The organism is Pseudomonas sp. KBS0707 (assembly GCF_005937945.2).
In the GTDB taxonomy this organism is placed as follows: domain Bacteria; phylum Pseudomonadota; class Gammaproteobacteria; order Pseudomonadales; family Pseudomonadaceae; genus Aquipseudomonas; species Aquipseudomonas amygdali.
This window is the reverse complement of the sequence record NZ_CP041754.1, coordinates 5,352,905-5,377,854: the sequence shown is the minus strand read 5'-3', so window position 1 is coordinate 5,377,854 and position 24,950 is coordinate 5,352,905. Positions and strand designations below refer to the sequence as shown.

The 24,950-nt window shown below is 58.4% G+C and carries 22 protein-coding genes and 2 pseudogenes; 10 read left to right on the top strand and 14 right to left on the bottom strand.

What is annotated here, in order from left to right; genetic code table 11:
• Positions 1–115: 115 nt before the first annotated feature.
• Positions 116–1,414, bottom strand: coding sequence for a glycine-betaine demethylase subunit GbcA (gene gbcA / locus FFH21_RS25795; RefSeq protein ID WP_002555658.1), 1,299 nt, complete (start codon positions 1,412–1,414; stop codon positions 116–118).
• Positions 1,415–1,723: 309 nt separating this feature from the next.
• On the opposite strand from gbcA, the gene gbcB reads away from it, so the two are divergent.
• Entirely contained in the window at positions 1,724–2,824 is a 1,101-nt protein-coding gene (gene gbcB / locus FFH21_RS25785; RefSeq protein ID WP_004654878.1) for a glycine-betaine demethylase subunit GbcB, read from the top strand.
• Positions 2,825–3,104: 280 nt separating this feature from the next.
• On the opposite strand, the gene FFH21_RS25775 is transcribed toward gbcB, so the two are convergent.
• Together FFH21_RS25775 and FFH21_RS25770 are read right to left on the bottom strand one after the other, a co-directional pair.
• Entirely contained in the window at positions 3,105–3,371 is a 267-nt protein-coding gene (locus FFH21_RS25775; protein ID WP_002555654.1) for a hypothetical protein, read from the bottom strand.
• A 123-nt stretch (positions 3,372–3,494) separates the two neighbouring features.
• Entirely contained in the window at positions 3,495–3,725 is a 231-nt protein-coding gene (locus FFH21_RS25770) for a DUF6124 family protein (RefSeq protein WP_004654874.1), read from the bottom strand.
• A 380-nt stretch (positions 3,726–4,105) separates the two neighbouring features.
• On the opposite strand from FFH21_RS25770, the gene FFH21_RS25765 reads away from it, so the two are divergent.
• Positions 4,106–4,942, top strand: coding sequence for a 23S rRNA (adenine(2030)-N(6))-methyltransferase RlmJ (locus FFH21_RS25765; protein WP_002555652.1), 837 nt, complete (start codon positions 4,106–4,108; stop codon positions 4,940–4,942).
• A 115-nt stretch (positions 4,943–5,057) separates the two neighbouring features.
• Here the strand turns inward: FFH21_RS25765 and msrA are convergent, their stop codons facing one another.
• From msrA to FFH21_RS25735, 6 genes and pseudogenes are all read right to left on the bottom strand, one after another.
• Positions 5,058–5,705 (bottom strand): peptide-methionine (S)-S-oxide reductase MsrA, encoded by a 648-nt coding sequence (msrA, locus tag FFH21_RS25760; protein ID WP_011169745.1) that lies wholly within the window; start codon positions 5,703–5,705, stop codon positions 5,058–5,060.
• A 147-nt stretch (positions 5,706–5,852) separates the two neighbouring features.
• On the bottom strand, positions 5,853–8,546 hold the full coding sequence (locus tag FFH21_RS25755; RefSeq protein WP_004663339.1) for a GGDEF and EAL domain-containing protein: 2,694 nt from the start codon (positions 8,544–8,546) through the stop codon (positions 5,853–5,855).
• A gap of 250 nt (positions 8,547–8,796) precedes the next feature.
• On the bottom strand, positions 8,797–10,209 hold the full coding sequence (gene mdtD / locus FFH21_RS25750) for a multidrug transporter subunit MdtD (protein WP_004654870.1): 1,413 nt from the start codon (positions 10,207–10,209) through the stop codon (positions 8,797–8,799).
• Positions 10,210–10,218: 9 nt separating this feature from the next.
• Positions 10,219–11,545: pseudogene (locus tag FFH21_RS25745) on the bottom strand (TldD/PmbA family protein).
• Positions 11,545–12,939, bottom strand: coding sequence for a TldD/PmbA family protein (locus FFH21_RS25740; RefSeq protein WP_011169743.1), 1,395 nt, complete (start codon positions 12,937–12,939; stop codon positions 11,545–11,547). The pseudogene FFH21_RS25745 and the gene FFH21_RS25740 overlap by 1 nt, the downstream one beginning before the upstream one ends.
• A gap of 125 nt (positions 12,940–13,064) precedes the next feature.
• Positions 13,065–14,107, bottom strand: a pseudogene (locus FFH21_RS25735) (low specificity L-threonine aldolase).
• Positions 14,108–14,206: 99 nt separating this feature from the next.
• Here FFH21_RS25735 and FFH21_RS25730 point away from each other — a divergent pair.
• On the top strand, positions 14,207–14,953 hold the full coding sequence (locus tag FFH21_RS25730; RefSeq protein ID WP_011169742.1) for a TraX family protein: 747 nt from the start codon (positions 14,207–14,209) through the stop codon (positions 14,951–14,953).
• 108 nt (positions 14,954–15,061) lie between these two features.
• Here the strand turns inward: FFH21_RS25730 and FFH21_RS25725 are convergent, their stop codons facing one another.
• Both FFH21_RS25725 and FFH21_RS25720 read right to left on the bottom strand, forming a co-directional pair.
• Positions 15,062–16,258: a class I SAM-dependent rRNA methyltransferase gene (locus tag FFH21_RS25725; RefSeq protein ID WP_004663348.1), complete on the bottom strand. Its 1,197-nt coding sequence runs from the start codon at positions 16,256–16,258 to the stop codon at positions 15,062–15,064.
• Between the two features lie 81 nt (positions 16,259–16,339).
• Entirely contained in the window at positions 16,340–16,879 is a 540-nt protein-coding gene (locus tag FFH21_RS25720) for a type 1 glutamine amidotransferase domain-containing protein (RefSeq protein WP_004663350.1), read from the bottom strand.
• 238 nt (positions 16,880–17,117) lie between these two features.
• On the opposite strand from FFH21_RS25720, the gene FFH21_RS25715 reads away from it, so the two are divergent.
• The 3 genes from FFH21_RS25715 (at position 17,118) to FFH21_RS25705 (ending at position 19,225) form a co-directional block, all read left to right on the top strand.
• Entirely contained in the window at positions 17,118–17,930 is an 813-nt protein-coding gene (locus FFH21_RS25715) for an HDOD domain-containing protein (RefSeq protein WP_011169740.1), read from the top strand.
• Between the two features lie 45 nt (positions 17,931–17,975).
• Positions 17,976–18,788: a bifunctional DNA-formamidopyrimidine glycosylase/DNA-(apurinic or apyrimidinic site) lyase gene (gene mutM, locus FFH21_RS25710; RefSeq protein ID WP_004654856.1), complete on the top strand. Its 813-nt coding sequence runs from the start codon at positions 17,976–17,978 to the stop codon at positions 18,786–18,788.
• Positions 18,789–18,886: 98 nt separating this feature from the next.
• Complete coding sequence (locus FFH21_RS25705) at positions 18,887–19,225, top strand: hypothetical protein (RefSeq protein WP_004663352.1); 339 nt, start codon at positions 18,887–18,889, stop codon at positions 19,223–19,225.
• Positions 19,226–19,233: 8 nt separating this feature from the next.
• Here FFH21_RS25705 and FFH21_RS25700 read toward each other — a convergent pair whose 3' ends face one another.
• Complete coding sequence (locus FFH21_RS25700; protein ID WP_003316325.1) at positions 19,234–19,485, bottom strand: YfhL family 4Fe-4S dicluster ferredoxin; 252 nt, start codon at positions 19,483–19,485, stop codon at positions 19,234–19,236.
• Positions 19,486–19,583: 98 nt separating this feature from the next.
• Positions 19,584–20,063 (bottom strand): pantetheine-phosphate adenylyltransferase, encoded by a 480-nt coding sequence (coaD, locus tag FFH21_RS25695; protein ID WP_002555639.1) that lies wholly within the window; start codon positions 20,061–20,063, stop codon positions 19,584–19,586.
• A gap of 314 nt (positions 20,064–20,377) precedes the next feature.
• On the opposite strand from coaD, the gene FFH21_RS25690 reads away from it, so the two are divergent.
• Positions 20,378–21,040 carry a TetR/AcrR family transcriptional regulator gene (locus FFH21_RS25690; protein WP_002555638.1) on the top strand — a complete coding sequence of 221 codons (663 nt, stop codon included), beginning with the start codon at positions 20,378–20,380 and terminating at the stop codon, positions 21,038–21,040.
• 54 nt (positions 21,041–21,094) lie between these two features.
• Entirely contained in the window at positions 21,095–21,952 is an 858-nt protein-coding gene (locus FFH21_RS25685) for a sulfurtransferase (protein WP_011169738.1), read from the top strand.
• Between the two features lie 16 nt (positions 21,953–21,968).
• On the opposite strand, the gene FFH21_RS25680 is transcribed toward FFH21_RS25685, so the two are convergent.
• A complete protein-coding gene (locus FFH21_RS25680) occupies positions 21,969–22,994 on the bottom strand; it encodes a hydrolase (protein WP_004654847.1) in 1,026 nt (341 codons plus the stop codon).
• A gap of 297 nt (positions 22,995–23,291) precedes the next feature.
• Between FFH21_RS25680 and FFH21_RS25675 the strand changes: the two genes are divergently transcribed.
• The gene (locus tag FFH21_RS25675) at positions 23,292–24,344 is read left to right on the top strand and encodes an ATP/GTP-binding protein (protein WP_003432516.1); all 1,053 of its coding nucleotides are present in this window, start codon (positions 23,292–23,294) and stop codon (positions 24,342–24,344) included.
• Positions 24,313–24,924 carry a hypothetical protein gene (locus FFH21_RS25670; RefSeq protein WP_004667115.1) on the top strand — a complete coding sequence of 204 codons (612 nt, stop codon included), beginning with the start codon at positions 24,313–24,315 and terminating at the stop codon, positions 24,922–24,924. Before FFH21_RS25675 ends, FFH21_RS25670 begins: the two co-directional genes overlap by 32 nt.
• Positions 24,925–24,950: the final 26 nt, after the last annotated feature.

Below are 24,950 nucleotides of genomic sequence, written 5' to 3'. Positions count from 1 at the left end.
CGGAGGAGTTGTTGTGCGGGGGAAACGGGAAATTCGTCAGTCGACGATCGTTTGAGCAGGCTCACCTCGCTGAAGAGTGAGCCGTACTCAGTATTGCCAAGGGCAGGTGTGCCCTCTACTCGTGATTCACCGCCACGCCCTTCAGATAGGGTGCAGGCTCTGCCCCGAGGTTTTCCAGCATGCGCGAGCTGTACCAGTCGACGAAGTTGACCACGCCGAACTCATAGGTTTTCGAATAAGGCCCGGGTTGATAGGCGGTAGAGTTAATGCCGCGCTGGTTTTCTTCGGCAAGACGGCGGTCCTGATCATTGGTGGCATCCCAGACCTGGCGCATGCGTTCCACGTCGTAGTCCACGCCCTCGACTGCATCCTTGTGGACAATCCACTTGGTGGTGACCATGGTTTCCTGTGCACTTATCGGCCACACCGTGAATACGATGATGTGATCGCCCATGCAGTGGTTCCAGGAGTGTGGCAAATGCAGAATACGCATCGAGCCCAGGTCCGGGTTCTGGATGCGGCCCATCAGTTTTTTGCAGCCGACCTTGCCGTCCAGGGTCATCGACACCGTGCCTTTGAGCAGCGGCATGCGCACGATACGGTTACGCAGGCCGAAACTGGCGTGGGCGTAGGGGATTTTCTCGGCGTCCCACGCAGCAGCAGACGCGGCCACGTGATCCTTGAAGGCCTGATCGGCGCGCGGGTCTGTGACATCGTCCCATTCCAGCAGGGTTTTGAGCAGCTCAGGGTGCGAGCCACCGCAGTGATAGCACTCGCGGTTGTTCTCCAGTACAAGCTTCCAGTTGGCCTTTTCCATCAAGGTGGTTTGCACCGCCACCTTGGTGTTCTCCATATCATAGGGTTCCATGTAGTGCCGCAGCGTCGACAGGAACTCGTCGATGGCAGGCGGGTTTTCCGCCAGGCTGATGAAAATGTAGCCACCTGCGGTCTTGACGTGCACCGGCTTGAGGCCGAACTGCTTCATGTCGAAGTCGTCGCCCATTTCAGTGCCCGCATACAGCAGACGACCGTCCAGCTCATAGGTCCACTGGTGATAGTGGCAAACCAGTTTGGCGACCTTGCCTTTCTCGGCAGTGCACAGGCGCGAGCCGCGATGGCGGCATACGTTGTGGAACGCGTTGACTGCACCGTCCGGACCACGCACCACCAGGATCGGGTTCTTGCCGATCTGCAGCGTCAGGTAATTGCCCTTGGTCGGGATCTCGCACGTCATCCCGGCAATCAGCCACTCCTTGTGAAAGATTTCCTGCATGTCGATTTCAAACAGTCGGTCATCACTGTAAAAAGGCTGCGGCAGCGAGTAGGTGCGCTCGCGATTCTGCAGCATCTCGGCAGTGGCCTTGCGTGCAGGTTCCAGCGGATCGCCCAGGCTCAAGGTTGCGGTGACGTCCATCGATTAAATCCCTCATGACCGCGGCATGGGCGGCCTGCGAATGTGGCTGATACGGGTGTGATCGCGTTTCACGCATGACGATAGATCAGTCAATCATGCTCATGACCCTTGATGGCGAGTGTGGAGCCGGGCGCTGAGTGAACCTTATCCATGGGCGACATGGCCGCATCCGTTCCCGACGCGACAGGCCTTGTTGCACGGGGCTGGTCGCGGTAAGTACGTGAATGTCGTTGATAGGTAAATGGCCGCCTCGCGCGTTACGCAGAATCCGCAGCATGAGAGGCCGACAGTCGGCCGTGGAGATCGAGTATGTCGCAAAGTTTCCTGAGCCCGGTCACGACCCAGACATGGGCCAACGGTCGCCACCTGGTACGTGTCGTCAAAGTCATCCAGGAAACCTGGGATGTGCGCACTTTCTGCTTCATGGCCGACCAGCCGATCATGTTCTTTTTCAAGCCGGGCCAGTTCGTAACCCTGGAGCTGGAGATCGATGGTCTGCCGATCATGCGCTCTTACACCATCTCCAGCTCACCGTCGGTGCCCTACAGCTTTTCGATCACCGTCAAACGCGTACCGGGTGGCAAGGTCTCCAACTACCTGCATGACACGCTCAGTGAGGGTCAGGAACTGGCCGTGCACGGGCCGGTCGGGCTGTTCAATGCCATCGATTTCCCCAACCCGAAGATTCTCTACCTTAGCGGTGGCGTCGGCATCACGCCGGTGATGTCCATGGCGCGCTGGTTCTATGACACCAACGCCAATGTCGACATGGTGTTTGTGCACAGCGCCCGCTCGCCCAAGGACATCATCTATCACCGCGAGCTGGAACACATGGCCTCGCGTATCGATAACTTCAGCCTGCATCTTGTCTGCGAAAAGCATGGGCTGGGTGAGCCGTGGGCCGGTTATCGCGGCTACCTGAACCAGAAAATGCTTGAACTGATGGCCCCGGACTTCATGGACCGCGAGGTGTTCTGCTGCGGGCCGACACCGTACATGGCGGCGGTCAAGCGTCTTCTGCTGGAAAACGGCTTCAACATGGCGCAATACCATGAGGAGTCGTTCGGCGCGACACCGCCTGAGGCGCGGGCCGATGCAGTCGAGCAGGCCGAAATCGCAGCCGACACGCCGGATGTCGACGCCGCCGACCTGCATCAGGTGGAATTCACCGACACCGGCAAGAGCATTCGCGTGGCCCCGGGCGAAACTGTTCACGCCGCTGCCGCCAAACTCGGCCTGATGATCCCCAAAGCCTGTGGTATGGGCATTTGCGGCACCTGCAAGGTCATGAAGCTGAGCGGCGAAGTGGAAATGGAGCACAACGGCGGCATCACCGACGAGGATGTTGCAGAGGGCTACATTCTGTCCTGCTGCAGCGTACCGAAGGGGGATGTGCGGATTGAGTATTGAGCACGCCGAAACTGTGTAACGCGGAGCGTCCGGAACGGCATACCCACGCGGAGCATGGGCACGATAGTGATCTCTCTGACGACTATCGTTCCTCATGCTCCAAGCGCGGGAATGCCGTGGGTGACGCTCTGCGTCACAAATCTACGCCGCGCTGCAGGTTCAAGACCGGACGCGGAGCGTCCAGAACGGCATGCGACGCGGAGCGTCGCACGATAGTTGGTGTCATCCTTCCGCACGCTCCAGCGTGGGTACGATGGGCATTCTTTAGGGCACCTATCGGTTACGTTCCACTGTGACTCTGCTTATAAGCCGCCAGCGCTGGCAGCAGTTGCTGGTCGATGGCCTGGCGGACGGCGGGGAGGAGGGTGGCGCTGCCGGTCAGGAGTTGCTCTACCAGACGTCGCAGGGCTGTAGCGCGTTCGGCGTTCAGGCCGCAAACGGCTTGCGCGCAGGCTTGTTCAGCGGTTGCGCCGCCGGGTGCTTCGAAGCCCAGGGCTCTGAGTTGGCCGAGCAGGTCTTCCTGGTCAATCAAATCTGCGTGCATCATGGCTTCTGTTCCTTTGATCGGGCTTTTTTCCGATTCTGGTAGGGCAGACTGCCAAGGGCAAGTCCTGAGCGTCGCGCATGGCAGGATTGACTACAGGTACGTCGTTTTCAGTTCAGGTCGCGCTTATTCGATTTGCAGGTTTTCTATTGTGTTGTCGACCATGACCTTTGCCATTTCCACCAGGTGCATGATAGTGAGCGTCATATCTCTTTGCGCGCCGGTCATGCTGTCGCTGAATTCGTAAGCGCTGGTTGCTGCACAGCGCAGCAGGTCGCTGGCATACATCAGCGCATCTTCATGGCTGACTTTGGGGCGGGCGTTGAAGAGGGGTGGGTCGGGGACGATTTTTAGCATGTGATGTATCTCCTGGAGTTTTAGAAGACCATCACCGTCGGCTACTAAGCGAGGGTGGTGATCATGCGCAGGTAGTAGCCCGGTCCAGGAACCCCGGTGCATCCGAAGATGCCCCACGCACGACCACCATAAAAAATGCAGGCCGTGAAAGGGCACCTGCACAAGGTGGCGCAATGCGCCTGGATTTAACGAGGGCTACTAATCCTCATCGCTGAATATGCAGCGACGGGCGCAGAGTAGTGATCGAAATCGGCAGGCACAAGGGGGCGGGAGTTTCTCGGAAATTTCCTTCAAACGAAAGAGACGAGTCCCGCAAATTCGTTACAAATTCTTGTTCATTGCTCAGGTTTGCTAAACTGCGCAACTTGCCAGGAGCTGCCATGAATTACCGTCACGCCTACCATGCCGGCAACCACGCCGACGTGTTCAAACACCTGACTCTGACTCGCTTGATCGCCCTCATGGCGCGCAAGGAGCAGCCGTTCGCCTATCTCGACACCCACGCGGGGTTGGGGTTATACGACCTCAAGGGCGATCAGGCCACCCGCACCGGAGAGTGGCTGGAAGGCATCGGCCGTCTTTGGGATGCACCGGATTTGCCCGCGCTGGCCTCCGATTACTTGCAAGTGCTGCACGACATGAACCCCGACGGCGAGCTGCGCTACTACCCCGGCTCGCCGGAGCTGGCCCGCCGCCTGACTCGCGAGCGCGAGCGTGTGCTGCTCAACGAGAAGCACCCCGAAGATGGGCGTCTGCTCAAGGAAAACATGAAGGGCGATCGCCGCGTGGCAGTGCATCTGGGGGAAGGCTGGCATGTGCCACGCGCCTTGCTGCCGGTGGCTGAGAAGCGTGCCGTGATGCTCATTGACCCGCCGTTCGAGCAGCTCGATGAAATGAAACGCTGCGCTGTAGCGCTCAAGGAAACCATCGGGCGCATGCGTCAGACGGTGGCTGCTATCTGGTACCCGATCAAGGACCCGCGCCTGCTGCGGCGTTTTTATCAGGACCTGGCCGAGACTGGCGCACCCAAATTGCTGCGCGTCGAGCTGTTCGTCCACCCGCTGGACACCCCGGCCAGCCTCAACGGTTCAGGCCTGGCCATCGCCAACCCGCCGTGGGGCCTGGAAGAAGAGCTGCGTGAGCTGATGCCTTATCTGGCAGACAAACTGGGCCAGACCCAGGGCGGCTGGAAGATGGACTGGTTGATCGCCGAGTAAGTTTGCGTGCATCCAGGCCGTATTGCGCGGTCATGAGCGGACGCAGAGCGTCCAGAACTGCATCCCCACGCGGAGCGTGGGGATGATAGGGCGCCAGCCTCGCTCATCCGCTCGCTCAAGCTGGCAGACAAACTCCGGTACCACCAAGGCCGCAGTAGCCCTGAGGGTTCTTGGCCAGGTATTGCTGGTGGTAGGCCTCGGCAAAGTAGACCGTCGGGGCTTCTTCGATTTCAGTGGTAATTGCGCCTAGCCCGGCCTTTCTCAGTTCCGCCTGGAACTCCGCAGCGCTGGCCTTGGCGGCGTCGAGCTGTTTGGGAGTTGTGCAGTAGATCACCGAGCGGTACTGAGTACCGATGTCGTTACCCTGACGCATACCCTGGGTCGGGTTGTGCGCTTCCCAGAACACCTTGAGCAACGACTTGTAGCTGATTTTCTCGGGCTCGTAGACAACCAGCACCACTTCAGTGTGGGCAGTCAGACCGGAGCAGACTTCTTCGTAAGTCGGGTTCGGGGTAAATCCGCCCGCATACCCCACGACGGTGCTCACCACACCTTCCTGTTGCCACAGGCGGCGTTCTGCGCCCCAGAAGCAACCCAGGCCGAAGATGGCGAATTCCACATTGCTCGAAAACGGTCCCAGCAGCGGGTTGCCGTTGACGAAATGAGTTTCCGGAAGCGCCATAGGCGTTTCACGACCCGGCAGTGCTTGTTCGGCGGTGGGCAATACGTTTTTGTTCACTAGAATTTTCGAGCGCAGAGTCATGAACCATATCCTCTCGTTTAGAGACAGGCAGCAGGGGCCAGGACAGATGAGCAGAGTTACATAGGTCCCGTTACACGCACAAACAAGTGCTGCCGTGTAATAACAGCCTGACAGTGTGCCCGAGAGAGCAGGGTGCAGGGAAGGTTGTCAGGCGGACGGACGACGCGGGTAGCGCTTCAGTTTCTCGATCAGCTCTTCGCCGGGGATAGGCTTGTCGAACAGATAGCCCTGGCCCACATCGCAACGATGACGGCGCAGGAACGTCAACTGTGCAGCGGTTTCAATGCCTTCGGCGACCACTTTGAGCTTGAGGTTGTGGGCCATCGCGATGACCGCAGAGGTGATTTCCATGTCGTCTTCATCATCCGGAATATCGCGGATGAAGCTGCGATCAATCTTGATCACATCAATGGGGAATTTCTTCAGGTAGCTGAATGACGAGTAACCGGTGCCGAAGTCATCCATGGCCAACGACAGGCCAAGCTTCTTCAGCGAGTCCAGCTGCTGGCGCGTGTCTTCGGTGGCTTCCAGCAGCAGGCCTTCGGTCAGTTCCAGTTCCAGCAGCGAAGGATCCAGCTCTTCTTCTCTGAGGATAGCGGCAATCGATGACACCAGCTCGGGGTCGGAAAACTGCTTGGGTGACACGTTGATCGCTACCTGCAAATTACCGAAACCAGCGGCGGTGAGGTCCTTGCTCATGCGGCAGGACTGGCGAGCGACCCACTTGCCGATGGGGATGATCAGGCCGGTTTCTTCCGCCACGCTGATGAACTGATCGGGGCGGATCATGCCTTTTTCAGGATGATTCCAGCGCAGCAGCGCTTCCATGCCCAGTAAACGACCGGTCAGCAGGCACAGCTTGGGCTGGTAGAACACCTCCAGCTCGTTCTGGGTCAGGGCGCGGCGCAGGTTGTTTTCCACAAACAGCTTGTAGCTGGCCTCGGCATTCAAGGCTTCGGTAAACACCTGAACCTGGTGCTTGCCGTTGGCTTTGGCCTTATGCAGGGCCAGGCCGGCGTTTTTCATTAAGGTCTGCGGATCACGGCCGTGCAGCGGCGCGCAAGCAAGGCCCACCGAGCCGGTAACGCTGATCAGCTGATTATCGACGAACATCGGCTTGTCCAGCGTGGCCAGTACCTGACTGGCGGTGGCCTGACCGGCTTCCTGATCCGTGTTGTCGAGCAGAACGGCGAATTCGTTACTGGCAAAGCGCGCGAGCACGTCGGATGGGCTCAGGGTGTTACGCAGGCGGCGCGCCAGACTGATCAGCAGTTTGTCGCCGGTCTGGTGGCCGAGACTGTCGTTGATGCGCTTGAAGTTGTCGATGTCGACCAGCAACAGGCTCATCGGCGTGTCGGTGTCACGGACAAAGCGTTCGTCCAGGTTGCGGATGAAGGCCGGACGGTTGCCCAGATTGGTCAGGTTGTCAGTGTAGGCCAGGCGCTCGATACGCTGCTGGGCCAGCTTGCTCTGGGTGATGTCTTCATAGATGCCAATGTAGTGCGTCAGCTCGCGATTATCGCCATACACCTTGGAAATCGACAGCTGGCCCCAGTAGGGTTCGAGGTTCTTGCGTCGACTTTTGAACTCGCCCTGCCAGCTGTTGCTGTTGGTCAGGCTGGAGTTGGCTTCCAGCAGCAACTGGTTGAGGTTTTCCAGCGCAGGCAGTTCCGAGAGCTTGTGCCCGGAGACTTCATCGGAACTGTACTGCGTGATCGCCGTGAAGCTTGGATTGACGTATTCGACCACGCCGTTGCAGTTGACCAGCAGAAAGGCGTTGGCGCTCTGTTCGACCGCACGCTGGAACAGGTGCAGCGCATTGGTCGCGGCTCGACGGTTATGGTTGTTGATGACCTGAGCGAACTGGTCGGCCAGCTCCCCGGCGAAGGCGATTTCGTCGGACTGCCACTCGCGTGTCGAGCCGGACTGTTCCAGGCAGAGCACGCCAATGACCTGGCCATCGATACGAATACTCGCATCGAGGACCGCCTTGTCTTCTCCAGGGTTCAGGCTTTCGGCCATTTCGCGGGTGCGCGGGTCGGTCTGGATATTGCTGGCGTCAATCGCCCTGCTGGTATTGAGCGCTTGCAGATAGGTGGGGTAGGCGCTGATATCAATCGGCGTACGCGACTGATAGTCGCCGCTTTCCCGACGATAGTCGGTGATCGGTTCCAGACGCTTGTCGGTGAGGTTCCAGATACTGACATGATCGACGTCATAAATGTCGCAGGCACTCTTGGTGATCAGCTTTGCCGCTTCCAGCAGGGTATTGGCTGTGGTGTAACGATGCCGGGTCAGGCGCAGGATCAGGTCCTGCTGGGCACGCACGCGTTCCAGATGGGCAAACTGGTCACGCTGGGCGCGCTGGTTGAGTTCAAGGGCAATCTGCAGGCGCAGGTTACGGGTTTCGAGATCGGAGTCAGTGGCGGTCTCGCTTTCTGTTACAAGGCCATCGACGATCAGAAAATAACCACGCAGCAGATGACGATTGTGCTGCTTGTAGGCTTCGCCGATTTCCAGCAAGCCAAGCGCGCCCTTGGGGCTGTGCAGGGTGTAGCGAATCAGGTAATTCGGAGAAGAAGCCAGTTGCTGCTGGATGTCGTCATGCAGTTGATAGCGTGCTTGCGGCTCCATGAGGCTGGCATAAGGGGATCCAATCAAGGCGCAAAGGTCGACGGCGGGCAGGCCGAACTGCTTTTCGCAATTCGGATCGAGAAACAATAGCGCCCAATTGGCTTCATTCAGCCGCTCGAAACGCAGCATGCCCAGGCGCGATGGCACTGGCAATTGCGTCACTACCTCGGCTGCGGATCTACCGGCAGCATCGGTTTGGCTTTTCATGAACAAACTCGCTTCCGGAATACTAGTCGCGACGGGCGTAAACCCCACTTTCGCGTATGGCAAGGTTGCATGATGCGGCTCGTGCTTACAAGAGACCACAGTGGCTTAGTGCTATAAAAGTGTCGGCCGATTGCCCAGGTTCTTCAATGTATCTGGTCGGATACTTGAAACTGCTCGTTTTTCGGGCAAAGTCCCTGTTTTAAAGGGGATTTCGCCATACAGGTTTGCTCCTGTCCGGAAGGGTTGTCAATCAAGTCGTCGCTACCCTGGCCTCCTTCGCTGGTAATTGCAGGAAAATCCCGGCGGCAAACATGGCCAGAACTCCGACGCTCAGGAACGTCAGCTGGAAAGCCTCCAGCACGCTGCTCAGCTCGCCGGTGGCCACTTCTTCGCTGAAACCGCCCAACAAGGCCGCAGCGCTTGCAACCCCAAGGCTCAGCGAGAGTTGTGCCACCACCGAGAGCAGGCTGTTGCCGCTTGCCGCGCTGGCATCGTCCAGATCGATCAGGGTGACGGTATTCATCGCTGTGAACTGCAGGGAGTTGACCGCGCCGAGCAGGCCCAGATGCACCAGCAAAACCCAGTACGGCGTCTGCACATCGACCAGTGCCAGGCTTGCCAGCAGGATGCCCAGCAGCAATGTGTTACCGGTCAGAATGAGGCGATAGCCCATATGCTCGATCAGCCAGCGCGCTACCGTCTTGGCGAACATTCCTGCAGCTGCCAGCGGTAACATGCTCATGCCCGCCTCGGAAGGCGAATACCCCAGTGCCACTTGCAGCAGCAACGGGATCAGGAACGGCAAGGCTCCGCTGCCCAGACGGGCGAACAGATTGCCCAGAATACCGACCGCAAACGTTCGGGTGCGAAACAGCGAAGGGGCGAACAACGGCGATTCGATGTGCCCGGCGCGCAGCCAGTAGGCCGCCAGGCAGCCCATCCCGGCAAACAGCAGAAGCACCACGCGCATATGTGGCAGGTTCAGCTCGCCCAGCCCCTCAAGGGCAATGGTGATCAGCACCATTGCCGCGCCAAACAGGATAAACCCGATGCCGTCAAAACGCGTTCGACCGCCTCCGGGAAGGTCGGGGATGAAGTGTTTGACGGCATAGCAGCCGATAATCCCGACTGGAATATTGAGCAGGAAAATCCAGTGCCAGCTCAGGTACTCGACCATCCAGCCGCCAAGCGTCGGCCCCAGCAACGGTCCCAAAAGACCGGGCACGGTGATAAAGCCCATGATCCGTACCAGCTCCGAGCGCGGATACGCACGTAAGACGATCAGGCGTCCGATGGGCAGCATCAGCGCGCCACCCAGCCCCTGAATCACCCGCGCCGCCACCAGCACGTTGAGTGACCAGGACAGCGCGCACAGCAGCGAGCCGAAGCTGAACAGCAAAATGGCGCTGAAGAAGATGCGCTTGATCCCGAAACGATCGGCAATCCAGCCCGAGGCCGGGATCAGCAGTGCGATGGTCAGCATGTAGGCGATAACCACCGACTGCATGCGCAGGGGGTCTTGCGCCAGCGAGCTGGCCATGGACGGCAGGGCGGTGTTGAGGATCGTGCCGTCCAGGCTTTGCATGAAGAACGCAATGGCGATGACCCAGGGCATCCAGCGCAGGGTCTTTTCATCCATGATTGGCGCTGCTGAGTTCGACATAAGCTCCTGCTACAAGGTTAGGGTGATTCGGCTTATCTAGAGCGCCGGGCAGTTGAATCGACCCCGTCTGGCGCTGAGTGTAGGTACTCGATTGAAGAATCAGTTCCCGCTCGCGAGTCAGGTCCTCCAGTGCGCTACCCAACAGGCTGTAGGCGCTGTCATCGAAACGCATGGTGCTGACCGGTGCGACGATCTTGCCGTCTTCGACCCAGAATGTTGCGAAACGTGTCATCCCGGTCAGACGTGCGGCAGCGCGATCCGAAAAGTTCAGGTACCACAGGTTGCTGATGTAAAGGCCTGTGCCGAGCTTTTCAAGGATCTGGTCCAGCTCCAGCGAGCCGCCGGCAATGCTCAGTGCGCTTGGACCTTCGCCATAATCCGCGCCGTTGGCAGGCAGGTCGTACTCAGCGGCACTGCTCGAGTCCACCAGTCGCTCGCGGGCCTGCCCGTTGACGATCAGCTTCAGGTCCTTGCGCGGGTAGCCTTCGCGTGAGAAGGCTGGCGAGAGCGAGCCACTGACTTGCTCGTCGAAGCTGATCAGCGGGCTGAAATGAGTCTCGCCGTCATACAGCCTTTGCAACGGGCTGCGCTTGCTGGCCACCGCTTGCGCGGAAAACCCGCCCCATCTGAGCATGCCAATGACTTCGTCCAGCGCCGCCGGAGCCAGATAGGCACGGTATTGACCGGGCTTGAGGGTGTGCAGTGGGCGGCCGAGAAATTCGAGCTGTTCACGGGCCTGCTGAAAGCGTTGCACGAACGCTTCGTTGTTCCAGTCGTGACCTGCGTAATTGGCTTTCACCGCCTGGCCGTTTTCATGAAACAGGCTCCAGTCGAAATTGAAGCTGTTGGCCTGATGCCAGCCCAGCGCGCCCCACGAACTGGCGAAACCCCGGTACAGCGGGCCAGCCGCATAAAAACCCACCAGATCGAGGTCGCCTGACAGTTGGCTGATCTGCTCGACTACCTGCGCGCTGTCCGGCAGCGGTAAGTCCTGCACATTGCTGCTCTGCCAGGCCTGCGTGTTAGGCAACAGATACGGGTCTTTCGCCAGCGAAGGCAGGGTTTCGCGCAACTGCTGCAAGGCATTGGAAAGGCGCCGAGTATCGGTCTCCTGATCCCCGGACAAGGTCACTTCCAGGTTGGCATGACGCCCGTCGTCGATCAGTTTGAAGGTCGCAATGACCTGCTGCACGCTCCCGGCCTGCCGAACCTGGCCGTGGTTGAAACGAATGAAGTCGGACGCTTCGGCGTCGTAGGCCAGGGTGAAGTGTTCCGTCGGGCTGATGGCAGCCTTGAGCACGGCGACCAGCGCCTCGAATTGCTGTTGGTGCGACATCAGGCATCCCCTCCAAACACATCGACATTGGCAAATACACACGCCGGAGAGGCATGGCCTACACGGATCACCTGATTGGGTTCGCCATTGCCGCAGTTGGGCGTGCCCAGCACTTTGAAGGTACTGGCCTCACCGACTGCGCTGAGGTTTTTCCAGAACTGAGCAGAAATTGCCCGATAGTTGGGGTTCTTCACCACGCCCTTGAGTTCACCGTTTTCAATTAATTGGCCCCATTCGCAGCCGAACTGGAACTTGTTGCGCGCGTCGTCGATGGACCAGGAGCGATTGCTCGACATCAGGATGCCGTGCTCGATGTTACCGATCAGGCCGTCCAGTGACTGGTCGCCCGGTTCGATGTTCAGGTTGGCCATGCGATCGATGGGCGCACGGTTCCAGCCGCAGGCGCGGCTGTTGGCGACCCCGTCCAGGCCGCTGCGGTATTGCGACAGTGCGCCGGCGGCCGTGCCATCGTCGTCGTGCGCGTAGCTGGCCAGCTGTTCAGGAATGTCCGGGTCGAACGTCACGTTCAACAGGCTGGAGCCATATTGCAACGTGCCGAAATCAGTCGTCTTGACGAAGCTGGTGCCTGCGTAATTACGCTCGTCGCCAAGAATCCGGTCCAGTTCCAGAGGATGGCCGATGGACTCGTGAATCTGCAGGACCATCTGATCCGGCATCAGCAGCAGGTCGCGTGGGCCTGACGGTGTGTTGGGTGCGAGGATAAGCTGCAAGGCCTCATCGGCGACGTTGGCCTCAGAGCCGATCAGGCCGCAACTGCTCAGCACTTCGATGCCGCCCTGCTGGCCGAAGTTATGGCCACCCAGCGTGCGGGTCTGGCTGTCACGACCGTCGTAGGCTGTCACGCTCATGCCGGGGAAAACGAAGCGTTGCGCCTGACGAAGCTCTGCGCCCGCGGTGTTCAGGTAAATCTGCTCAACCGTTTCCAGCCCCAGTACGGCCTGCCAGTTGACCAGCCGTTCGTCTTTCGGGACGGCGCTGGACTCGGCCATCAGCAGGCCGATGCAGTCGCTCAGTGGCGGGAATGCTTGATCCATGTGCGGCGACAGATAGTCAGCCTTGGCAGTCGAGACAGCTTGATCGCTCAGGTTCAGCAACGCGTGTGGTGCCAGGCGACGTGCCAGCGATTCGGCCTGCTGCAAGGCGGCTTGCAAACCCCGAAGGGAAATGTCGTTGGTGGCGGCGTAGGCTTCAACACCGTTCAGGCGCACGGTCAGCATTGCGCCCTCGTCGCTGCTCAGCGACGGCGGCTCGGCCACATTCTTGCGCACGCACAGGCGTTGGCCGGTGCGGTGCACGTAACGTACGGAAAAAAATTGCGCTTCACTCTGCAGAGCAGCGAAATGCTGCTTGAGCCGGGCGGAGAAATCGAACATGCAGACAAGCTCCTTCTTGAGGGTGGTCAGTGAAGTCCGGGCGGCCTTTTGAGCCGATTGCCGTTAAGGGGGAGATTACCCCCCACGATTGCCAGGCTGCACCCGCAAGCTTTGAGCCAGAAGCTTCAGCCCTGCATCACCAGCTTGATATCGGCGGCCAGTTCACGCACGCGCTCTTCTTCGGTGTCCCACGAGCACATGAAGCGTGCGCCGTTGCCGATGAAGGTATAGAAACGCCAGCCCCTGGCGGTCAATGCTGCAATGGCCGGTTCCGACAATTGCAGAAACACACCATTGGCCTGTACCGGAAACATCAGCTCCACGCCGGGAATATCCTTGACCAGTTCGGCCAGGAGTTGTGCGCAATGGTTGGCGTGGCGTGGCGTGCGTGTTTGAGCCAAGCGTCGTTTTCCAGCAGCCCGACCCACGGCGCAGACAGAAAGCGCATTTTCGACGCAAGCTGCCCGGCCTGTTTGCAGCGGTAATCGAAATCTTCAGCCAGGTCATGGTTGAAAAACAGGATGGCTTCACCCACCGCCATGCCGTTTTTGGTACCGCCGAAGCACAGCACATCGACGCCGGATTTCCAGGTCAGTTCTGCCGGTGAGGCCTCCAGAAAGGCGCAGGCATTGGAGAAGCGGGCACCGTCCATGTGCAGATGCAGGCCCAGCTCCTTGCAGGTCGCACTGATTGCCTTGAGTTCTTCGGGCTGATAAACGCCGCCTACCTCGGTGGCCTGGGTCAGCGTCACGACGCGCGGTTTGGGGTAGTGAATATCCTGACGCTTGAGCGCCACTTCGCGAATCGACTCCGGAGTCAGCTTGCCGCCTGCGCTGCGTGCTGTCAGCAGTTTGGAGCCGTTGGAGAAAAACTCCGGCGCGCCGCATTCATCGGTTTCAACGTGAGCCGTTTCCGAACAGATGACACTGTGGTAACTCTGGCACAGCGATGACAGCGCCAGCGAGTTGGCCGCTGTGCCGTTGAAGGCAAAAAACACTTCGCAGTCGGTTTCGAACAGACGGCGGAAATCATCTGACGCGCGTGCAGTCCATTGATCGTCACCATAGGCACGTTGATGCCCCTTGTTCGCCTGCTCCATGGCTGCCCAGGCTTCAGGGCAGATACCGGAATAGTTGTCGCTGGCGAACTGTTGGCTTTGGTCTGTCATGGCCGATTCCTTATGGGCGATTATGGTGCGCACTGTAGCGACAATATAAGGTTCGGTCATGTGTTGACTGCATGACGCAATTCCCCATTCAGGAGCGATATGGATCTGTCCAACCCGCCTTTTCTGCCCGGACGCAACAAGGCGCTGGACCTGCTCAAGTGGCTGGCGATGCTGAGCATGGTGCTCGATCATCTTCGCTATGTGGGCTGGTCAGTTGATTTTCTTTACGTGCCGGGGCGTTTCGCCTTTCCCTGGTTCTGTCTGGCAATTGCCGTAAACCTTTCCCGGCGCAGCGCAGCCATTCTGGCCCCGAGGGTGCAATGGCGCTATCTGGGGTGGCTGCTGGCATTCGCAGCGCTATCAGAAATCCCGTATCGGCTGTTCATGGCGGACGTGACCGTGCTGAACGTGATGCCGACCCTGTTGCTGGGGCTGCTGATTGCTCAAGGCTGGCAGCACCGCAACGTGACGACGCGAATCATGGCCATCGTGGCCCTGCTGCTGGGCGCGGTTTTTCAGCAACAATTGATGTTTGGTTTTGCCGGTGTGTTGCTGCCGCTGGTTTTTCTGTTGGTGCTGCAAAAGCGCCTTTGGTATTCGGTGTTTCCGGTAGCTTTCTGTCTCGCAGGCAATGCCTGGCCGCAGATGTTTGCCGGCGCGAGCTGGGGCGATCCGATTTCCATTGGTTCGATAGCTGCCTGCCTGGTAGTGCCCGCGCTGGGCATAGCGCTACTGCGCACCAAACCGAAGTTCGCAGTGATCCCGATGCGGCGCTGGGCCTATGCGATCTACCCGCTGCACTTCCTGGTATTGCTGGGTTTGCGGACGGTGTTGGAGCGTGGCTGAACGATAACCTCAACTATCGTGCGACGCTCCGCGTCGCATGCCTTTCCGGACGCTCTGCGTCCTCTTGCAAGGCAGAGCGTCGTTAACTGCATTCCGATGCTGGAGGCATCAGCTATTAGGCAGCAACCGGCAAGTAATGCTCTTGATGTAGCGCGTCTCGGCAATTGCCGGGTGTACCGGGTGATCCGGGCCCTGGCCGCCGCGTTCCAGTAGCTGGATGTTGCGGTCCAGATGGCGGGCGCTGGTCAGGAGGACGTTTTGCAGGTCGTCTTCCGGCAGGTGCATGGAGCAGGAAGCGCTGACCAGAATGCCGTCCTTGCTGAGCAGGCGCATGGCTTGCTCGTTCAGGCGGCGGTAAGCGCCTTCGCCGTTTTTCATGTCTTTCTTGCGTTTGATGAACGCAGGTGGATCGGCAACGATCACATCGAAACGCTCTTCACCGGCTTTCAGCTCTTTCAGCGCTTCGAAAACATCGCCTTCGATGCAGGTCATTTTTTCTGCGAAGCCATTCAGGGCCGCGTTGCGCTCAACGCCATCAAGGGCGAAGGACGATGCGTCGACGCAGGTCACGTCACTGGCACCAAAAGCCGCTGCCTGAATCCCCCAGCCACCAATGTAGCTGTACAGGTCCAGTACACGCTTGCCTTTGACGTAGGGGGCAATGCGCGCGCGGTTCATACGGTGGTCGTAGAACCAGCCGGTCTTCTGCCCGGCCATCACCGGTGCTTCGAACTTCACGCCGTTCTCTTCCAGCGCAACCCATTCGGGAACCAGGCCGAACACGGTTTCGACGTAACGATTCAGACCTTCCGCATCGCGAGCGGCTGAGTCGTTCTTGAACAGGATGCCGCTTGGCTTGATGACCTGAACCAGCGCGGCAATGATGTCTTCCTTGTGGTTTTCCATGGTGGCCGAGGCCAGCTGGACAACCAGAATGTCACCGAACCGGTCCACTACCAGACCCGGCATCAGGTCTGAATCGCCGTAGACCAGACGATAGAAAGGCTTGTCGAACAGACGCTCGCGCAGCGACAGCGCCACGTTCAGGCGATGGACCAGCAAAGACTTATCGAGCGGCAGCTTGATATCGCGCGACAGCAAACGTGCGCAGATCAGGTTGTTGGGGCTCATGGCGACGATGCCCAGCGGCTTGCCGCCAGCAGCTTCGAGGATGGCCTGATCACCGGCTGCAAAACCATGCAGCGGGGTGGCGGCTACGTCGATTTCGTTGCTGTAGACCCACAAGTGACCGGCGCGCAGGCGGCGGTCGGCGTTGGCTTTGAGGCGCAAGCTAGGCAGGGACATGACGTCGCTCCTGAAAAAAGAGCGGGATTATAGCGCGTCATCCCGGTAGTGCGCCGGGATGACTACAATAATCGCAACCGATCAAGCCGACAGCGCTTCAATCAACTTGCTGTTGAAGGCCGGGATGTCATCAGGCTGGCGGCTGCTGATCAGCGTGCCGTCGGTGACAACTTCCTGATCAACCCATTTAGCCCCGGCGTTGACCAGGTCATCCTTCAGCGTCTTGAAGCTGGTCAGGGTTTTACCCTTCACCAGGCCTGCCGATATCAACAGCCAGCCGCCGTGACAGATAACCGCCACTGGTTTGCCGGAGCCCTCTATGTCCTTGACGAGCTTCTGTGCGTCCGTGTCTATGCGGATGGTGTCGGAGTTCTGTACGCCGCCCGGCAGAACCACGCCATGGTAGTCGCTGGCGTTGGCCGCCTTGAACGTGCGGTCGATCTTGAAATCATCGGCAGGTTTGTCGTGATTCCAGCCTTTGACCTTGCCCTCTTCGGTGGACAGGATTTCCACGGTGGCACCTGCTTGCTCCAGCGCTTCTTTCGGGCCGGTCAGTTCGACCTGCTCGAAACCGTCGGTTACAAGAATTGCGATGCGTTTGCCAATCAGTGCTTTAGACATGGGATCCTCCAGTGTCGGGCTTTCAGGGTGGCGTCTGGCGGTCGTTTTGAGGCCGCCATATACGCCGTCAACACAAGGTCCGAAGCCTGGCATTTGGCAAAGTTCCGAGAATATCTTCGTCTTGGGTGATGGACCGTTTCCCCGCAAGGGGTCAGAATCCAGTCATTACGGTGAGTAAATTCCTATGTCCGAAGAGCTAAGCCCAGAACAGATCCAGCAAGCGTTGCAGGGTATCAGTGTGCCCCCGCAGCCGCAGATCATGGTGGATCTGCAGATGGAGCAATACATGCCCGATCCGGACCTTGGGGTAATTGCGCGGCTGATTGCGCAAGATCCGGGGTTGTCCGGGGCGCTGCTGAAGATCGTCAACTCTGCGCACTACGGCCTGTCCAACAAGATTGCCTCGATTGACAAGGCTGTGAATCTGCTGGGCAGTCGTACCGTGATCAATCTGATCAACGCACAGTCGATCAGGGGCGAGATGACCGATGAGACCATCGTCGCGCTTAATCGCTTCTGGGATACCGCGCAGGATGTCGCAATGACCAGTCTGACGCTGGCCAAGCGCATCGGCTCGCAGACTGTGGATGAATCCTACGCATTGGGCCTGTTCCATGACTGCGGTATTCCGTTGATGCTCAAGCGCTTCCCGAATTACATGCCGGTCCTTGAAGAAGCCTACGCCAACGCAGGGCCTGATTGTCGCGTTGTCGATACTGAAAACGCCGCGTTCGACACCAACCACTCGGTGGTCGGCTATTACACGGCCAAGTCATGGCGCTTGCCTGCGCACGTGACTGACGCGATCGCCAATCATCACAACGCATTGGCGATTTTTCAGGACGATACCAGTCGCAATGCCCCGCTCAAGAACCTCTTGGCCCCCCTGAAAATGGCCGAGCACATCTGCCAGTCCTACCAGGTGCTGGGCAATCAGGGCGAAGATCACGAATGGGAATGCATTGGTGCGCTGGTGCTGGATTACGTGGGCTTGTCCGAATATGACTTTGAATACCTGAGGGAAAGCATCCGCGAGCTGGGCGCGCGCTGAGCCTGTGCGCTGATGGCTTGCCCTTCCTGTAAAACCGAGTGATACATGCCTGAATTACCCGAAGTAGAAACCACCCGTCGCGGCATTGCGCCCCATCTTGAAGGTCAGCGTGTCAGCCGCGTTATCGTGCGCGACAGCCGTTTGCGCTGGCCCATTCCCGAAGATTTGGACATCCGACTTTCCGGACAGCGCATTGTGCAGGTGGACCGGCGCGCCAAGTACCTGCTGATTCAGGCCGAAGTGGGTACGCTGATCAGCCACTTGGGCATGTCGGGCAATCTGCGCCTCGTCGAGGCCGGGCTTCCGGCGCTCAAGCACGAGCATGTCGATATCGAACTGGAGTCCGGGCTGGCCTTGCGCTATACCGATCCGCGTCGATTCGGGGCGATGCTCTGGAGCCTTGATCCGCATAATCACGAGTTGTTGATTCGTCTGGGGCCGGAGCCGCTGACCGATCTGTTCGACGGTGAGCGCCTTTACGAGCGCTCGCGCGGCAAGTCGATTGCGGTCAAACCGTTTGTCATGGACAACGCCGTGGTGGTCGGGGTGGGCAATATCTACGCGACCGAAGCGCTGTTCGCGGCGGGTATCGACCCGCGACGCGAAGCCGGAGGAATCTCACGGGCGCGTTATCTCAAGCTCGCCATCGAGATCAAGCGCATTCTGGCCTACGCTATAGAGCGCGGCGGCACCACGCTGCGTGACTTCATCGGCGGCGACGGCAAGCCGGGGTATTTCCAGCAGGAATTGTTTGTCTACGGGCGTGGCGGCCAGCCATGCAAGGTCTGCGGTACAACGTTGCGTGAAATCAAGCTGGGGCAGCGCGCCAGTGTTTATTGTCCAAAATGCCAGCGCTGAAATACGAGAGGCGCAGAGCGTAAGGCCACTTGCTTAAGCTGCACCCCTGTTTATAGTGATGGCACCTTAATTATTTGCTACGCCTGAAGGACCAAGCCATGAGCCCGTTTCGTATTCTTGCTGCCACGCTGGCGCTGTTTGTCGGCCTGCAGGCACTGCCTGCGATTGCCGCCGATGTCTCCACCGGCAGCGGCGATCCGGTCTACACCATTCAGAACCCGCCAGCGTTCGCGATGATCGGCGATCTGCTGATCGCCCGACCGCTGTTGATCGCGGCCACGGTCATCGGTACAGGGCTGTTCGTGATTGCTGCGCCTTTTGCAGCGGCAGGCGGCAACCTCGGCGCAACGGGCAAGGCGCTGGTGGTCGATCCGGGCAAGGCAGCCTTTGTGCGTTGCCTGGGTTGCACCGGTGACGGGTATGGCAAGCAGCAGTAAAGGCTGTATCAGGCTTTGCTGGTGATGATCCGGTACTTGTCCATCAGCTGTTCTTTGCTCTCGACGTGATTTTCATCCAGGGGGATGCAGTCGACCGGGCAAACCTGCTGGCATTGAGGCTCGTCGTAGTGACCCACACATTCGGTGCACAGGTTCGGGTTGATCACGTAGATCTCCTCGCCTTGTGAAATCGCCTCGTTTGGGCACTCGGGTTCGCAGACGTCGCAGTTGATGCAATCGTCAGTGATGATAAGGGACATGAATTGCTCCTGCCGCAGCCGACGCCGGGGCACATTAAAACCAATGCGGCGAATTGTGCCGCATTAGGCTTCGGGATGCACCTTCACATGCAGTGCGTCTAGCGCTTGAAACGTTCGGTCAGCGCCTGAGCGACAGCAGGATGAACGAATTTGGTGATATCACCGCCCAACGCCGCGATTTCACGCACCAACGTCGAGGAAATGAACGAGTAGCGCTCTGACGGCGTGAGGAACAGGCTTTCGACGTCCGGTGCCAGCTGACGATTCATGTTGGCCAGCTGAAACTCGTACTCGAAGTCTGATACCGCGCGAAGGCCGCGCAGAAAGACGTTGGCATTCTGTTCCTTGGCAAAATGCGCGAGCAGCGTCGAGAAGCCGACGACTTCCACGTTGGGCAGGTGTTTGGTGACTTCGCGGGCCAGTTCGACGCGTTGTTCCAGAGGAAACAGCGGGTTTTTCTTCGGGCTGGCGGCAACCGCAATGACCACGTGGTCGAACAGGCGCGAGGCGCGCTCGACCAAATCTCCATGGCCCTTGGTAATCGGGTCGAAGGTGCCTGGGTACAACACTCGGTTCATCGCGTCGTCCTGGTCGGAGTCCGTTGTGGGACTCGGATGGTATCGCAGCCTTCCCGATGGGCCAAGCTGCGTAATAAGCGCCAAGTGTCGTATTGCGCCGATTATCGGCCATGTTTCAGCCCAAACCCCCGATTTTGGGGCTATTTACTGTGGTGCGGATGATGCCCGACGCGCAGCAATTGGCTAAGACACCTTGTGTTCAGCTTGCCTGCGTCGACTCTTCACTGGTGCTGCTTCGATTCTGCCACCATTGCGGCATCTGCCTGCGTTAAGATTGCCATCATCTGATTAGCACTTAGAGTGGCCTTGTCCGCATGGCAACCCGTACCAAAACCCGTGAACGCATCGTGCAAACCAGTCTGGAGCTGTTCAATCAGCAGGGCGAACGAAGCGTGACCACCAATCATATTGCTGCGCACATGGAAATCTCGCCCGGCAATCTCTATTACCACTTCGCCAACAAGCAGGTGATCATCGCCGAGTTGTTCACCGAGTATGAAACGCTGGTGGGCAGTTTTCTGACCCTGCCTGCCGACCGCCCGCCGACCATCGAAGACAAGCGCGATTATTTTCTGGCGATAATGGACGCCATGTGGCGCTACCGTTTTCTGTACCGCGACCTTGAGCATCTACTGACGTCGGATGCAGAGCTGGCGAGGCGTTACCGGCGCTTTTCGTATCGCTGCCTGATGCAGGCGATGACTATCTATCGGGGGTTTATCAAGGCTGGCATCCTGAAAATGGATGAATCGCAGATCGAATGGACCAGTCTCAACACCTGGATCGTTCTGACGTCGTGGGTGCGTTTTCTGTGCACCAACCGGGAAAACGCTACAGAGTTGAACGAATCGGCGATTCGACGTGGCGTCTATCAGGTACTTATGCTCGAATCTGTGTTTGTCGCGCCTCAGGCTCGCGAAGCGTTCGACGCGCTATGCGAAACGTTTCACTCGACGTTGCCTGAGGTTCTGATGTGAATTTCAGAGCCGATGAGCGGCCTGCTTGTCGGTTCTCTGCCACAGGAGTGTGTCATGTCCATTGCGCAACTGATCAGCCCCGAGCAACTGGCTGCACGACAGAAAACCCCAGGTCTGGTGATTCTCGATTGCCGTTATGCGCTCGAAGATTCCGACTATGGTCAGCGCAGTTACGCCCAGGGGCGTATCGAGGGCGCGTCCTTTGCCGATCTGAAGCGCGACCTCAGCGGGCCAGCGATCAAAGGCAAAACAGGCCGCCACCCGCTGCCGGACCCGGAAGTCTTGTTACAGTGTTTCCAGGCATGGGGCATCAACGCTGACAGCGATATCGTGCTGTACGACGACGGACCTGGAATGTATGCCGCGCGCGCCTGGTGGTTGCTGGCCTGGATGGGCAAGCGCGAAGGCGTGTACCTGCTCGATGGAGGGCTGAAAGCCTGGCACGCCGCCGGGTTGCCGTTGAGCCTTGACGCGCCGAATCGTGAGCCAGGCAGTTTCAGCGGTGAGCCGGACATGTCGATGGTGCTCAGCGGCAGTCGCTTGCATGGCCGTCTCGGTCGCCCGGAAATGACCTTGATCGACGCCCGCGCCGAAGCGCGCTTCCGAGGTGGCGTAGAGCCTTTGGACCCTGTCGCCGGGCATATTCCAGGTGCTCAGTGTGCGGCCTGTACCGATAACCTCGGGCCGGATGGACGCTTTTTGCCGCCAGAGCAGCTCAGGCAGCGTTTTGCCGAAAAACTGCAGGGTCGACCGCCGGAAAGTCTGGTGTCCTACTGCGGATCAGGCGTCACGGCCTGCCATAACCTGTTCGCGCTGTGCCTGGCCGGATACCCGTTGGCAACGCTTTATGCGGGCTCGTGGAGCGAGTGGATCAACGATCCCGAGCATCAAATCGCCACGGGCGCCGGTTGATGCGTCGTCAGCCTGATCAGGCGTTTTCGCGCTGATGTGCAGCGCTTAGCCATAACGGGATGCGGCGCTCAAGGTAATAGCCCGGATTGCGCAGCGAGCCGTCGACGAAACCGACATGCCCGCCTTTGGCGTGTAGCTCGAACTCGGTGCAGGACGACAGCTCGCTCGGTTCGGGGAGGCTGTGGGGGAACACGAACGGGTCGTCGCTGGACTGAATGATCAGCGTCGGCGTCTGAATCTGACCCAGATAGTAGCGGCTGGATGCCCTGCGGTAGTAATCCGTGGCGTCGGAAAAACCATGCAGCGGTGCAGTCACCCGTCCATCGAAGTCCCAGAACGTTCGCATGTTCTCCAGTGAGCCCAGCGCGGCGAGTTCGGCCAGCCCCTCGCTGATGCCTTCATGCTGGAAGCGATGCTGCTTGTCACGGATATACGCCAGCATTTCGCGCATGAAGTGCCGTTGATAAACCCTGGAGAATCCTTGGCCGATGCGGTTGGCGCATTCGTCCAGCCGAAACGGCACTGACACCGCCACCGCTCCCCGAAGATCACTGCTAGCGCCGGATTCACCCAAGTACTTGAGCAACACATTGCCGCCCAGCGAATACCCCGCCGCATAAATCGGAGCCAGTGGCCGCAGCGAACGCAAATGAGCGATCACCTCGGCCAGATCCTCGCTGGCTCCCGAGTGATAACTGCGTGACAGCAGGTTCGGCTCTCCCGAGCACCCGCGCCAGTTCAGCGCCACACTGGGCCAGCCCTGCGCCGCCATGGCCTTTTGCAGGCCGGCTACATACGGCGAATTGGACGACCCGGTCAGGCCGTGCAATACCAGCACCAAGGGCTTATCGGGCTCATCCGGGCCATGCCAGTCCATGTCCAGAAAATCCCCATCCTTCAACCACAACCGCTCGCGAGTGCGCGCCAGCAGCGTCGGCTTGCGCAGCAGCGGCCCCCACAGCGTCTGCAAATGCGGATTGCCCATGCCGACGGCCGGGACGAATGGATTGGCATGGGACAGAAAGGTAGGGCGTGTGGACACGTGCTTGCTCAACGATCAGTTCAGGGGCTGAAGCTGTACGTTGCCACTAAGTGGTCCGGGATGTAAGGGGGAGAGCAGTCATGTAGCTCTATGACGTGTTTTTAGGACCGTAGCACCAACCTGGATTGGCGAAACTGTTGAACTGAGTCAAGTGGCGCGGCGTAGGAAAAGTATCTCCGGTGTGTAAGGCCTGAAGTCCTACAAAAAAACAGGTGCTTTCCAATCATTGATCGCTACACATCATCTCACTCAGGCGATACTGTTCGCTTTCTGAATACATGCATAAGGAAACCTCTGATGCTCAAGACCCTGAGCGTTAAAAATCTCACGGTTTTCCGAGAGCTGAACCTCACATGCAGTCCCGGCCTTAATGTCATTGTCGGGGAGAATGGCATGGGTAAGACCCATTTGCTTAAAGTGGCCTATGCGCTGATCGCCACAAGTGCAGAGGCGGCAAAAAAAGCCAATTTGGCAGAGCCTACCAAGACCTATCTGCAAAAAGCCTATGCGGACAAACTGACAGGTGTGTTCAGGCCTGAATCAGTAGGCAGGCTGGCACGCCGCAAGCAGGGTCGTGGCAGGTGCGAAATATCATTAGCCTTCGATGACAGCGCTCTTGATACCCGTATCAGCTTTGCAACGAGCGCTAAAACGGATGTCCAGATAGAAAAACTTTCCGAGAAGTGGGATGAGCAGAGCCCGCTCTACCTGCCTACTCGCGAGTTGTTGACAATATTCCCCGGTTTTGTGTCTGTTTATGAGGGGCACTACCTTGAATTTGAAGAAACCTGGCGAGATACCTGCTTGCATCTTGGTTCTCCGACTTTGAAGGGGCCGCGCGAGAAATGGGCCGCCCAAATATTGGAGCCGATTGAGCAAGCGTTGGGCGGGAAAGTGGTTCTGGATAACAATGGCCGTTTTTATTTGAACGTGCCGGGTAGTGGATCCATGGAGATGCCGCTGGTAGCAGAGGGGCTTAGAAAGCTGGCGATGCTGGCCCGCCTCATTGCCACAGGCTCAGTCCTCGACAAAGGGTATCTTTTCTGGGATGAGCCAGAGGCAAATCTTAATCCGCGTTTGATCCGGTTGGTGGCAAGTGTGATACATGCGCTGTCCAGCCAAGGTGTTCAGGTATTCATCGCAACACACAGCTTCTTTTTACTCAAGGAACTTGATCTGCTCTCCAGGCAAAAGCCTTTTCCACTCCAGTACTGGGGGCTCAAAAAAGAGGAGAGCGCTGATGGCGTTTCGGTCGAGCAAGCAGATGTGCTGAATGGCCTTTCAAAACTGGTCATGCTGGACGAGGAGCTTGCTCAATATGATCGTGAGTTGGATATTGCCAATGGTTGATGTGGTTGAAGGTGCGTTAACATTTTCATTTACTGATGATTGGCAGGTCATCAAGTACGACGAGACTCTCTGGTACACCGAGCGCATGAAGAGAAGCCTCAAAGGTGTGGATATCCTGGCCGCAAAAGAAAATCGTCATTGGTGGATAGAAATCAAGGACTGCGTCGGCTATGAGCCGGATAACTTACCGAGGTTGTCAGAGTCCCCACCGACCTCGGTGACTCACACCAAGGCGTGGCTTGATGCGCAGGTATTTGCCGAGCAGGTAAAAGTGCTGCGTAAGAAGCCGTTTATTATTGATGAGGTCATGCAGAAGTTTCGAGACACGCTGGTATCCGTCGTGGTGGCGCACAGGGAAGACGATGGTGAGTTGTCTTCCTACACTGCGCCAGCCATAAGCGGCCAAGGGCTGGTGATTGTTCTACTTCTTACATGGTCCCCTCGTGACTATGGCCGTCTGGCGACTCGTTTGAAAACCAAACTGGATATGGCTTTGAAGCCTTATGGCTTGATCGGTTTTGTTGTCAATGAGGCTTGTAGGGTCCCTGGACTCGACGTGGCGGTAAATAGAACCGCCTAGGATTTTTTCTCCTCACGCAGTTCAGT